General features: G+C 70.9%; 9 protein-coding genes. 4 read left to right on the top strand and 5 right to left on the bottom strand.

From position 1 onward, the window contains the following. Positions 1-280: 280 nt before the first annotated feature. The gene (locus HH310_RS21810; protein WP_169177450.1) at positions 281-1,021 is read right to left on the bottom strand and encodes an SIMPL domain-containing protein; all 741 of its coding nucleotides are present in this window, start codon (positions 1,019-1,021) and stop codon (positions 281-283) included. A gap of 176 nt (positions 1,022-1,197) precedes the next feature. Here HH310_RS21810 and HH310_RS21805 point away from each other — a divergent pair, with 176 nt between their 5' ends. Then, on the top strand, positions 1,198-1,920 hold the full coding sequence (locus HH310_RS21805; protein WP_169177449.1) for a hypothetical protein: 723 nt from the start codon (positions 1,198-1,200) through the stop codon (positions 1,918-1,920). Positions 1,921-2,346: 426 nt separating this feature from the next. On the opposite strand, the gene HH310_RS21800 is transcribed toward HH310_RS21805, so the two are convergent. Further along, the gene (locus tag HH310_RS21800) at positions 2,347-3,267 is read right to left on the bottom strand and encodes a TetR/AcrR family transcriptional regulator (protein ID WP_169177448.1); all 921 of its coding nucleotides are present in this window, start codon (positions 3,265-3,267) and stop codon (positions 2,347-2,349) included. Between the two features lie 134 nt (positions 3,268-3,401). On the opposite strand from HH310_RS21800, the gene HH310_RS21795 reads away from it, so the two are divergent. The 3 genes from HH310_RS21795 (at position 3,402) to HH310_RS44880 (ending at position 8,763) form a co-directional block, all read left to right on the top strand. Continuing rightward, complete coding sequence (locus HH310_RS21795; protein ID WP_169177447.1) at positions 3,402-3,995, top strand: TIGR03086 family metal-binding protein; 594 nt, start codon at positions 3,402-3,404, stop codon at positions 3,993-3,995. Positions 3,996-4,584: 589 nt separating this feature from the next. Continuing rightward, entirely contained in the window at positions 4,585-8,439 is a 3,855-nt protein-coding gene (locus HH310_RS21790; RefSeq protein WP_169177446.1) for an arabinofuranosidase catalytic domain-containing protein, read from the top strand. A gap of 201 nt (positions 8,440-8,640) precedes the next feature. Beyond that, positions 8,641-8,763 carry a hypothetical protein gene (locus tag HH310_RS44880; protein ID WP_282438501.1) on the top strand — a complete coding sequence of 41 codons (123 nt, stop codon included), beginning with the start codon at positions 8,641-8,643 and terminating at the stop codon, positions 8,761-8,763. Between the two features lie 37 nt (positions 8,764-8,800). Here HH310_RS44880 and HH310_RS21785 read toward each other — a convergent pair whose 3' ends face one another. The 3 genes from HH310_RS21785 to HH310_RS43995 all read right to left on the bottom strand — a co-directional run bounded on the left by HH310_RS21785 (position 8,801) and on the right by HH310_RS43995 (position 11,346). Beyond that, positions 8,801-9,289 carry a hypothetical protein gene (locus tag HH310_RS21785; protein ID WP_169177445.1) on the bottom strand — a complete coding sequence of 163 codons (489 nt, stop codon included), beginning with the start codon at positions 9,287-9,289 and terminating at the stop codon, positions 8,801-8,803. A gap of 62 nt (positions 9,290-9,351) precedes the next feature. Beyond that, positions 9,352-10,257 carry an amidohydrolase gene (locus HH310_RS21780; RefSeq protein WP_169177444.1) on the bottom strand — a complete coding sequence of 302 codons (906 nt, stop codon included), beginning with the start codon at positions 10,255-10,257 and terminating at the stop codon, positions 9,352-9,354. Positions 10,258-10,260: 3 nt separating this feature from the next. Continuing rightward, entirely contained in the window at positions 10,261-11,346 is a 1,086-nt protein-coding gene (locus tag HH310_RS43995; RefSeq protein WP_169177443.1) for a VWA domain-containing protein, read from the bottom strand. Positions 11,347-11,381: the final 35 nt, after the last annotated feature.

Below are 11,381 nucleotides of genomic sequence, written 5' to 3'. Positions count from 1 at the left end.
TATGCGAGCCATAAGTATCCAAGGTCCACGAAACAACGCCGAAACCGGGCGAACAAAAGCCGCATGAGGTGAGGAAAAGTCCCTCCATGGTGGACACGGATCCCACATTGTGGACCCCTCGCCACCATGTGGTCGCCAGTCCCGCACAACGGACGCAGGTCCCACATCATGGACCGGTGCGGCCGTTGCGCCGGCCGAACGCCACCACCTTCTCCTCGGAAGCCGTGAGCGCCCGGCCGCCCGTCTTCACCGCCCGAGTTTCTTCGCCGGCCGCCCCGTTTCAGGAGCCCAGGGCCCATTCCACAGTGACGCTGGCGGACAGCCGCTGCCGGCCCGGCTCGATCGGAAACCGAGCGTCCGCCGCGGCCATGCCACCCGCTCCCGCGAAGCCCGGGTCGGTCTCGCTTATCCGCACGACCCGGCCGAGCGGGCGGCCGGCCGCACCGGCGTACAGCTCGGCCTTTCCGCGGGCGTCGGCGAACGCTTTCTTGCGCGCCTCGGTCAGCAGTGCGGCATCGTCCTCGATCGCGAACGACGCACCGTTCAGCCGCGCCGCGTCACCACCCGCCGCGATCGTGGCGGACAGCAGCGCCCCGGCCCGCGGCAGGTCCCGAATCGTCGCGGTAAGCCCTTGACTCACGGTGTAGCCGGTGATTTTCCGGTTCTCGTTCATGTTCGAGCCGATGGTGACGTTCGACGTCTGGAGGTCGGCTCGTGCCACCCCGGCGCGGATGAGCGAGTCACGCATCCGGGTGGCGGCCGCGGTGGCGCGATCCACGGCTTCCTCGACCGTGACCGCCGTGGTCTCCGCCGCGAACTCGGCGGTCAGTGTGTCGGGCTCGCCGAACACCTCACCCCATCCGGTGACCGAGACGCTCTCCCGCGGCTGCCCGGCCGGCGGCGAATCCGTCGCGCCATTCGCCGAGGCGTACGCCGGGCGCCCGCCGAGCATCCCCGACGACATCAGCACGAGTGTTGCCAGCACGACGAGCGCAGGCGTGGTGACACGTGACCGGTTCATTTCCCACCTTCGGAGCTCCATTTTGCCCTATTCAAGGCGGCCGGCCCGTGGCCCGCACGCGTTTCCCTGCCATGTAGACCGTTCGGGACCGCTCGCGTCGTTGGCACACTTCCGGGATTCGCGGCTGCGCCCGTCCGTCGAGACTGGACGCACACACGAGATCACGGGGAGTAAGAATGCGTCATCGAGGACCCACCGTTTTAGCCGCGGCGATCGTGCTGATCGGGGCGGTGGCCGCGTGCGCCGGCCCGACGTCGTCCACGGGCCCGGATTCGGGCCCGGCTGCGCCGGCAGCTCCGATCGTGGCCGTCCCGGCGCCGCCCGCGGCTTCCGGCCCGGCCGCCTCGGCATCACCCACCGGCCCGGCTTCGCCCGCGCACACCGGCCCGGCTTCGCCCGCGTCGTCGCCCAGGACCGCGGGCGGCGGCACCACCGGGCCAAGGGCCTCGGTCGGCTGGGATGACGTCGACCTCGGCAAGGTCATGTTCAAGGTGATGAATTGCCCCGACCAGCCCGAGGCGCATGGCAGGGCGGAGTCCCGCGGCCACAAGATGGCGGACCTGACCGGCGACGGGGTCGCCGACCTCATCCAGGCAGCTTCCTGCTTCACGACGACCGCGGCCAACGCCAACAACATCGCCGTCTTCGACGGCAGACACCCTTCGGCCACGCCGAAAACGTTGCTGGTCATCGGCCGCGACGCGTATCTGCAGGGCGACGTCCAGATCACCACCAGCGGCCGTACGGTGACCGTGGTCTCCAACGCACTGAGCAAGAAGGCAGCGCGCTGCTGCCCCGACCTGAAGATCACACAAGCGTATACGTGGACCGGCGACCACTTCACCCGCACGAAGTACAAGGAGGAGCCCGGCCCCTGCACACAGGACGTCTGCGCCTGACCGGGCACAGGACGAGCCCGGCCCTCGCCCCCCAGGACGGCTGCGCCCGACCGGACACACCCGCCGCCGGCTCGCGTCCGAGCCGGCGGCAACTCAGCTGGTACAAGACGCCTTCTGGTCGGTGGTCGGAGGTCCCAGCGCAAGCCCCTCAGGTGGGCGTCTCTCGCTCAGCTGACGGCCTCGGGGGTACTCCGCGTCAGGCGGGCGCACTCAAGCTGGGCCGGCGGGCTCGAGGTGCCTCCGGGTGGGCGCACTCAAGCTAGGCCGGCGGGCTCGAGGTGCCCCCGGGTGGGCGCACACAAGCTAGGCCGGCGGGCTCGAGGTGCCTCCGGGTGGGCGCCACCCCACTGAGACTGGCGGGGTCACAGCGCGTCCGCGTCAGGCGGGCTCACCCGCCTGTGTGGACGGACTTGGGGTGCGGCGGTCTCAGGTGGTGCGGGTCCAGCGCGCGCCGAGTTCGGATGGGGTGGGGGCGTTTCCAGTCAGCGGGCCGTACGAGCTCGCGGCCGAACGCAGGCCGGCAAGGTGTATGTCCAGGTAGCGCCGGCGCAGTTCGCGGATGTGCCCGGCGTCGCCCAGCCGGATCGCGGCCAGTTGCTCATAGATCATCGGCAGGTCGTTGCTCACGATGTCGCCACGGACGGCACCGGCCTGCTGAGCCCGGCGCAGAATCCCCTCCCCCAGCGAACCAGCCTCCGCAGCCAGAGCCCGGTGCTCCGGCGTCGGCGAGAACCGCCCGGCGAGCTGGACGGTGAGCGAGTGGACGTCGGCATCGACGACGCCACGCATGAACTCGACGAATCCCTCCCACGGGTCACTCACGTCAGCCGCCGCCTGCGCAATCCCGACAAACTGCCGCAACCCGTCGAGACAGAGCGTCGCCAGTAGCGCTTCCTTGCTGGGGTAGCGCCGGTAAAGCGCACTGATCCCCACTCCGGCCACCCGCGCGACGGCGCCAACGGGTGCATCCGGCTCCGCAATGAAGACCGCCCGAGCGGCGGCAAGGATCGTCCCGTCGTTCCGCGCGGCCTGCGCCCGCCGCCCGTCGAGGGCGGCTGGTGCTCGCTGACCGTGGAAGGCGGCTGGTGGCCGTTCGCCGTGAAATGTGTCCTCTGCCCGGCCGCCGCCCAAGACAGGCTCCGCCTGCCGGCCATGGAAGGCAACGGGTGGTCGCTGGCCGTGGAATGCGTCCTCTGCCCGGCGGCCGCCTGGGGCAGACTCCGCGCGCCCACCATGGAAGGCGACCTGCGCCGGGCCGCCATCAAGGGCGTCTGCTTCTCGCCCGCCGTCGTGACCGGCCTCCACTTGCCGGCCGCTGAGAGCGTCCCGCGCGTCCTGCTCTGTCATGGCCGCTCCCCGTCCCATCCGTGTCTCGCTGCTGCCATCAGCCTAGCACTTGTGCGGAACGGAACGTTCCGCTACCGTCATTCGCAGCGGAACAATCCGTTCCGTTCCGGAGCAGCTTACAAGGAGAAGCGACGATGGCGACCTCCACCTGGACGATCCTGGACCGCGCGCACACGGCATTGCGCGACACCGCCGGCGCGTTGACCGCGGCTGACTTAGGCCGGGCGACGCCCTGCTCCGAGTGGAACGTCGCGCAGGTCCTCCAGCACTCGGCGGGCGACCAACTCGCCTTCGCCTCAGCGATCACCGGGCAGGATGGACCGAGCGAAAACCCGTTCAGCCCGTCCGGCATCCTGGCCGGCACCCCGACCGAACTGGTCGAGCCGCACCTCACCGCGACGGCCGCCGCCTTCGCCACACTCAGCGAAAGCAGCATCACACCAACTCCGCTGCCGCCGCACGACGCCCTGCCCGCCGCCACCGCGGCCGGCGCCGCCGCCCTCGACGCCGGCGTCCACGCGTGGGATATCGCGGCCGCGACCGGCCAGCCGTCCCCACTCGACGATGACCTCGCCGCGCAACTCCTGCCCGTCGCCAGGATCATCGTCGAGCCGCTGCGCCAATACGGCGCCTACGCCCCCGCACTGGACCCGCGCGACGACGAAGGCGCCGCCGCAGCGTTGCTCCGCTACCTCGGCCGCGATCCGCAGTGGGCGCCGGCGAGCTGACCGTCCCGCTGACGCCCCCTCCTCCCCCGCCGCGCCCGCGTTCTCCGCGGCGGTCTCGGCCAGCGCGGCGATCTCCTCGTCGTCGGGCTCGTTGACCCTCCGCGTCGACCCCTCCGCGCGGACCCCCTCTGCTCGACTGGGCGTTCGCAGGGTCGGGCGTGATCGGCGAGGACAGAGGGCGACCTCCGCACGCCCGCCCGCGGGCAGCACCTTCGGCAACTGGCACCCTCCGGCAGCACCTCAGTTACCGGCACCCTCCGGCGGCACCTTCGCCAACCGCCACCCTCCGGCGGCACCTTCGCCAACCGGCACCCTCCGGCGGCACCTTCGCCAACCGCCACCCTCCGGCAGCACCCTCGGCAACCGGCACCCTGCGGCAGCACCCTCCGCAACCCGACACCGTCCGGCAAGCCTCCTGCGGACGATCCGCCGTAGGCCTCTGCCGACCGCACCGACCGCCTACCAGCAACTTTCATCGATCTCTTGACGATGCAGGTTGTTAACGTTCACAGTGACATCGTTCGTCCATTCGAGACATCGATGCCGGCGAGTTGCCACCTGGCTGCCTGCTGAGACAAGGGACGGTGACATGAGACATCCCTGGACATCGCGCCCGCGGACGCTCGCCGCAGTTTTCGCGGTCGCGGTCGCGCTGATCGCTACCTTGTTCGGCGGCACAACCGTGGCGCAGGCGGCCTCCGTCACCCAGAGAGCCAACGCGGCACCGACGCCCACTTCGGCGCAAGCGACAACCACGGCACAAGGGACGACGCCCGCGCCGGCGACAACCACGGCGCAGGGCGCACGCGTGGCGACCTCCCCCAACGCCGCCGCGCCCTGCGACATCTACGCCGCGGGCGGCACGCCGTGCGTCGCCGCCCACAGCAGCACCCGTGCTCTCTACGCTTCCTACAGCGGGCCGCTCTACCAGGTCACCCGGCTCAGCGACCACGCCGCGAAGAACATCGGGGTGCTGGAGCGCGGCGGGTACGCCGACGCCACGGAACAGGACCGGTTCTGCGCGGGCACCACCTGCCTGGTCACGAAGCTGTACGACCAGTCGCCCATGCACAACGACCTCACCCAGCCCCCGCGCGGCGGCTTCAGCGGGCCGGCCATGGGCGGCTACGACAACCTCCCGATCGCGGACATGGCACCGATCACCGTGGACGGGCACAAGGCGTACGGGATATTCATCGCTCCTGGCATGGGTCTGCGGGACAACGACACCCGGGGCGTCGCGGTCGATGACGAGCCCGAGGGCATGTACTGGATCGTCGACGGGCAGCACTACAACGGCGGGTGCTGCTTCGACTACGGCAACGGTGAGATCGACAGCCGCGACGATGACAACGGGACGATGGAGACCAGCTACTTCGGCACCGCGAGCGCCTGGTATCACGGCAACCCGCCCGGGCCCTGGATCATGACGGACCAGGAGAACAACCTGGTGGGCTGCGTCAACCCGGGCAGCACCTCGAAGCTGTGCCCGAACCTGCCGAGCATCACGTCCCGGTTCGTGACCGCCGTCGCGAAGGGCGAGCCGCACCACTGGGCCTCCCTCGGCGGTGACGCGCAGCAGGGCGCCCTGACCACGATGTTCGACGGGCCGCGCGTGGACGCCAGCTACGACCCGATGCGCAAGCAGGGCGCGATCGTGCTGGGCAACGGCGGCGACAACAGCGTCGGCTCGCAGGGCACCTTCTACGAGGGCGTGATGACCGCCGGCTACCCGAGCGACGCGGTCGACCAGCAGGTGCAGGCGAACATCGTCGCCGCCAAGTACGACGTACGGCAGCTGAGCCTGGCGCCGACCGCCGCGGGCGTACACCCGCCTGGTCTGCAGACGTTCGCGCCGGGCGAGACCCAGGGCGTCGTCGAGTCGTACCGGAACAGCACCGGCGCGGCCGTGGCGAACGTGGAACTGCGCCTCTCCGCGCCCACGGGCTGGAAGGTCAAGGCCACCGGGCCGACGCGGTTCTCATCGGTCGCACCGGGTCAAAGCGTCAGCACGACCTTCGCCGTCACCTCGTCGGCGAAGGCCTTCAACGGCGACATCGCCGGCCGCGCCGAAGCCCGCGGCAAGCGGATAGAGACCACGGCCGAGAAGGTACGCAACGACAGCCCGATCAAGATCAACGAGTTTCGGGCCGGGACCGGCGGCAACGCGACCGACTCCTACGTCGAGCTCTACAACGCCGGCGACCGCAGCGTCGACCTGTCCGGCTGGACGCTCACCGAGCACCCGACGCAGCAGGCCGTCTTCTCGACGGTGACGATCCCGGCCGGCACCCGGATCGCCGCCCACGACCAATACCTGCTGGCGCTGTCCAATTCGGCCCTCGCCGCACCCACCGCGGCCGGCGCCAGGACCCTCAACGTCCGCAGCACCGCCGGCATGAACGTCGGCGACCAGGTCACCATCGACACCGGCGGGAAGGCCGAGACCGCCACGATCGCCGACATCGCCGCCGGCGCAGCGTCCGGCCCGCGGGTCGCCGGCCGGCTCGGCAACGCGGTCAAGCTCAACGGCTCCGACGAGTACGTCAACCTGCCGGCCGGGATCGTCGGCGGACTGTCCGACTACACCGTCTCGGCCTGGGTCAACCCGGCCTCGGACGACACCTGGGCGCGCGTCTTCGACTTCGGCCGGGGCACCGCGGTGAACATGTTCATGACCGTCAACGGTGGCGGCGCCGGGCTGCGCTTCGGCACCACCACCAACGGCAACGGCGCCGAACAGGACCTCACCGGCGGCGGCCACCTGCCGCTGAACACATGGTCGCACGTGGCGATGACGCTGTCCGGCACGACCGGCACGCTCTACCTCAACGGCACGCCGGTGGCCACCAGCGCGAACATGACCTTGAACCCGTCAGCGCTCGGCGCGACCAACCAGAACTGGATCGGCCGCTCACAGTATCCGGACCCGTTCCTCAACGGCACCGTGGACGACTTCAACATCTACGACCACGCGCTGTCGCCGGCCGAGGTCGCCGCCCTCGCCGGTGGCCAGCCGGGTGCCGGCAACGTGGGTCACTACGCGTTCGACGAGACCGGCGGCGGCACCGCGACCGATTCGTCCGGCGCCGGCCACCACGCGACGATCGTCAGTGCGGGATCGGCGGCGACCGCGAACACGCCGTTGTGGCAGCCGCTTCCGGACGGTCCGCTCACGGTTCCGGCCCGCTCGACGAACGTTCCGGTCACCAGCATCGCCGGGTTCACCGTCGGGCAGAAGATGGCGATCGGATACGGCGACAAGCTCGAGGTAGCGACCGTCACCGCGGTCGGCAAGGCCGGTCTGCAGGCCCGGCTGGCGGCCCCGGCGCCCGCGGGGGCGACCACCCTCAAGGTCACCTCGACCAGCAACATCTCGGTCGGCGACACGATCCGGCTGGACATCGACCGCAAGATCGAGACCGTCACGGTCACCGCGGTCGGCACGTCCGGCGCCAACGGGACCGGTCTCGCGCTGGCGAGCCCGTTGAAGGCGGGCCACTCGTCCAACCTTCCGTTCAGCGATCGCGGCACCGGCATCACCTTCACCCCGGCGACGCGCTATGCCCACGCAAGCAACGAGCCGGTGCAGGCACTGGGCGGCGGGATCGTGCTCGACAAGCCGCTCACCCACAACCACAACATCAACGTTCCCGTACGCGACGGCGCCGTAACGACAGCGGGCTACCAGGAGACGACGGCCCCGGATCAGTGGTTCGGTGGACCGGCATTGTCCGGTGGCGCCGGCAGCATGGTCGTCCGGGACCAGCGGGGACACGTCACCGACAGCCTCAACTACGGCCTGCTCGTCGACCCGTGGGCGGCCGAGGGCTACCAGGGCGGCACCGGGTCCGGCTGCACGGTGGCCACCCCGGCGGCGGGCCGGAGCGCGAGCCGCTTCCCCGACGGCAACGACACCGACAGCAACTGCGCCGACTTCATCACGTCCAACGCCACGCCAGGTGCGTCGAACCTGTTCGCCCTCTCCCCCGGTCCGCGGGTGTCACTGGGCTTGGCCGGCGCGTACCTCAAGCACAACGCCACCGACGACCTGGTCGTCACCGCCCCGGTCACGGCCGCCAGCCCGGCGACCGGCAAGCAGGACGCGACCTGGGTGCAGGCGGCCGGCCTGGCCAACCCGAGTTGCGTATCGTTCGAGTCGGTCAATCGGCCCGGCAGCTACCTGCGGCACGCGAACTTCCAGTTCCACCTGCAACCCAACGACGGCAGCAGCCTGTTCGCCCAGGACGCGACGTTCTGCCCCCAGACCGGGAACAGCGGTCAGGGCACGTCGTACCAGTCGGTGAACTTCGCGGGCCGGTTCATCCGCGCCTTCGACAACGCCGTCTACCTGGCGGGTAACGGCGGCGCCAACCCCTGGGACACCACCACCTCATGGGCGGCCGACACGAGCTGGGTCGTGGCCCCGCCGTGGGCGCCCTAGCCCATCGTCGTTGCCGGTTGGTCCACGGCACCGGCCTCTCGATCCGCAGGGCAACCCGGCCGACGCGAAGACCGGCATCCCGCAGTTCACGATCGCGGACATCGGCATGCCACCGTACGTGGCCGCCGACCAGGGGGTTTCTTCCACTTCGCGCTGTTCCACGTCAACGGCGACGGAACCGTCCAGTACAGCGTGATCCCGATGCTCCAGTCGGTGACGATCGACCAGGGCGCCGCGGGCGCGGGCACCACGACGATCTCGGTGTCCACCGGCGGAATCACCAGCAGCCTCAAGCTGACCGTTTCCCCGGCACAGCACGGCTGACATGAGCTTGGGGCGGCCGGCGAAGGCCGCCCCAAGATCACCCGATCCGGGGCGCCGGGAAGACCTTCGCCTCCGGGCCGATCCGCTCGTTGCCGCTGTCCGCCCGGGCGGATGCCGGCCCGCTCAACGCCACCACCTCGTCGCGCACCTCCGACCAGCGGGCGGTCAGCGCGAACAGGATCACCGTGTCCAGGGCGATCATCAGCAACGACCACACCGGGTACGCCCCGAGCCAGGTGACCTGGGAGACGAGGTGCAGTCCGACCACCACGATCGCGACGATGCGTGCCCACGACCGGCCGCTGAACAGGCCGGCACCGGTCGCGATCAGCAGGATGCCGGACAGCAGCACGGTCCACGACCAGGCCGTCAGCCCCACCAGGACGAACCGGTCCGGGGCCGCCACCGAGCGCTCGTCCCAGATCAGCGTCACGACGCCCTCGAAGACGTTGACCATGCCGATCACCACCAGCATGGTGCCGGCGAAGGTGATCCAGCCGACCCACAATCGTTCGCCTACGGCCATCGTGGCTTCCCCTCTCGCGTATTCCGTGCCGTCATGGTCACCGGCGTCCGGTACGCGACAACTCATCCTTGTGGGATGAGCCCGAGCGAGTAGACGCGGCGGGCCGTGCCGGCGAGGACGTCGCGTTGCACCTCGATCGGATACCTGCCGAGCACCCGCCGCCACGCCCCGACGAGGGTGGGCAGGTCGGTCCAGATCTTCTCGACCGGGAAGTTGCTCCCCCACAGGCAGCGGTCCGAGCCGAACAGGTCCAGGCAGGTCGCGGTCACCATCGCGATGAGGTCCTCGTCGACGCGATGCACGAACGTGCCCTGGCCGGTCAGCTTCACCACCACGTTGGGCTGTTCGGCCAGCAGACCCATCCCCCGCTCCCACTGTTCCGGCCGCGCCGGGTCGACCAGCATGCCCGCGTGCACCAGGACGAACGTGGTGTCCGGGAAGGCGGCCACGAACTTCGCCGCGTCCGCCATTTGACCCGGAAAGACCTGCAGCTCGAACAGCCAGCCGAGGTCGGCGAGACCGGCGATGTTGCGGCGGAACACCGGGTCGTTCATCCGGTCCGGCGCCGGCGCGAAGCGGAACTCCGGCCGCTCGTGCCAGTGCAACTGCAGCCGGACGCCGCGCACGAGCGGCGTGAGCGCGGCCTGCCGGCGCATCACCTCGGCGGCGCCGGGGTCGAAGAGGTCCGCGCAGCCGATCACCGCGCTCGGCCACCCGGTCTGCTCGTGCACGTCACGCAGCCAGCGCACCTCGTCCTCCGACCGGTCCAGCGGCCAGTTCGTCTGCACGTACACCGACGAGGTGATCCCGCACGCGGTGGCCTCCGCGATGTACTCGCCGGCCGGGTAGTCGCGGCGGATCGGCTCGTACGGCCCGAAGATCCGCGGCACCATCTCGCCTTGCAGCCACGTCAGGTCGGCCACCCGCCACAGGTGGTGGTGACCGTCCACAAGGTCGATGTCCGTCATGGGCTACTCCCGTCGCAGGTGGGCGGATCGGCGCGGCCCGGCCGCGACCGAGGGGATGCGGCCGACCTCGGCGAGCCCGCTCGCCAGGTCACGCACGCCGCCGAGATGGTCGAGATGACGCAGCACACCGGCCATGCCCCGGGTGACCGGCCGATAGGTCGGCGAGCACGCCAGCGGCGACCACCAGATCAGCCGGTACGCGAGCCGCGACAGCCGTTCCGTCGACCGGATCATGGCGGTGCAGTCGCCGCGTTCGAGGCCGTCCGAGATCACCACCACCAGCGCGCCCCGGGCCAGGGCCAGGTAGCGCGGGTTGTCCAGGAAACGCCGCATGGCCGCGCCGATCGCGGTGCCGCCGTCCGCGTCGTGGACCGCACCGGAGACGGCGTGCAGCGCCCGATCCACGCGGGCACCGGACAACGCGCCGGTCACCCTGGTCAGCCGCGTCCCAAACGTAAAAACCTCAGTGCGCTCCGGTACGCCTCGCAGAGCCGCATGGGCGAGCCGCAGCAGCTCCGGTGTGTGCTGTCTCAACGATCCGGACACGTCGACGAGCAGCAGCAGCCGCCGGGTCCGCCGGGGCCGGGTCGTCCAGCGCAGCTCGGCGATCTCACCGTCGTTGCGCCGGGCCCGCTGCCAGGTGCGCCGCATGTCCAGCTCGCGCCCGGAGCGGCTCGGCCGGCGGCGCCGCGACGGCAGCGTGGGCAGGTTCGCGGGCCAGGCGTCGCGCAACAACCGCATCAGGTCCCGCTGCCGCGGATCGGTGCGCCCGAAGCCCCGCCGGCCGGCCGTCGCCAGCGCGCTCGCCGCGATCCCGCTACCGGGCCGCGCGTCGCTCGCCGGCAGTTCCCGCCCGGCGCCGTCGCGCGGCGAGCGCACCTCGCTGTCGCGCACCGGCGGCGGGACGACCAGCGCCGCGCCGAGGCCGCGCCCGAACCATTGCTCGAAGACGCGGTCGAACGCGGCGAGGTCGGCCACGTCGCCCAGCAGCGTCACGCGGGCATACCAGTAAAGCCGTGCCACGTCGTGCGGGACCGCCCCGGCGATCGCGCGGAAGAAATCCGCCTGCTTCGCGGGCGCACCCGGCACTCCCGCACGCCGCAGCGCGTCCAGGAATCCCCAAA

It is taken from the genome of Actinoplanes sp. TBRC 11911 (assembly GCF_012933445.1).
Taxonomy (GTDB): Bacteria; Actinomycetota; Actinomycetes; order Mycobacteriales; family Micromonosporaceae; genus Actinoplanes.
The sequence above is the reverse complement of the archived record's forward strand: the minus strand, read 5'-3'. Positions and strand labels throughout refer to the sequence as shown.

Bases quoted from the DNA above. Each gene is read 5' to 3' on its own strand.
- HH310_RS44880 (WP_282438501.1), top strand. From the start codon at position 8,641: ATGCTCCAGTCGGTGACGATCGACCAGGGCGCCGCGGGCGCGGGCACC.
- HH310_RS21785 (WP_169177445.1), bottom strand. From the start codon at position 9,289: ATGGCCGTAGGCGAACGATTGTGGGTCGGCTGGATCACCTTCGCCGGC.
- HH310_RS21800 (WP_169177448.1), bottom strand. From the start codon at position 3,267: ATGACAGAGCAGGACGCGCGGGACGCTCTCAGCGGCCGGCAAGTGGAG.
- HH310_RS21810 (WP_169177450.1), bottom strand. From the start codon at position 1,021: ATGAACCGGTCACGTGTCACCACGCCTGCGCTCGTCGTGCTGGCAACA.
- HH310_RS21780 (WP_169177444.1), bottom strand. From the start codon at position 10,257: ATGACGGACATCGACCTTGTGGACGGTCACCACCACCTGTGGCGGGTG.
- HH310_RS21790 (WP_169177446.1), top strand. From the start codon at position 4,585: ATGAGACATCCCTGGACATCGCGCCCGCGGACGCTCGCCGCAGTTTTC.
- HH310_RS21795 (WP_169177447.1), top strand. From the start codon at position 3,402: ATGGCGACCTCCACCTGGACGATCCTGGACCGCGCGCACACGGCATTG.
- HH310_RS21805 (WP_169177449.1), top strand. From the start codon at position 1,198: ATGCGTCATCGAGGACCCACCGTTTTAGCCGCGGCGATCGTGCTGATC.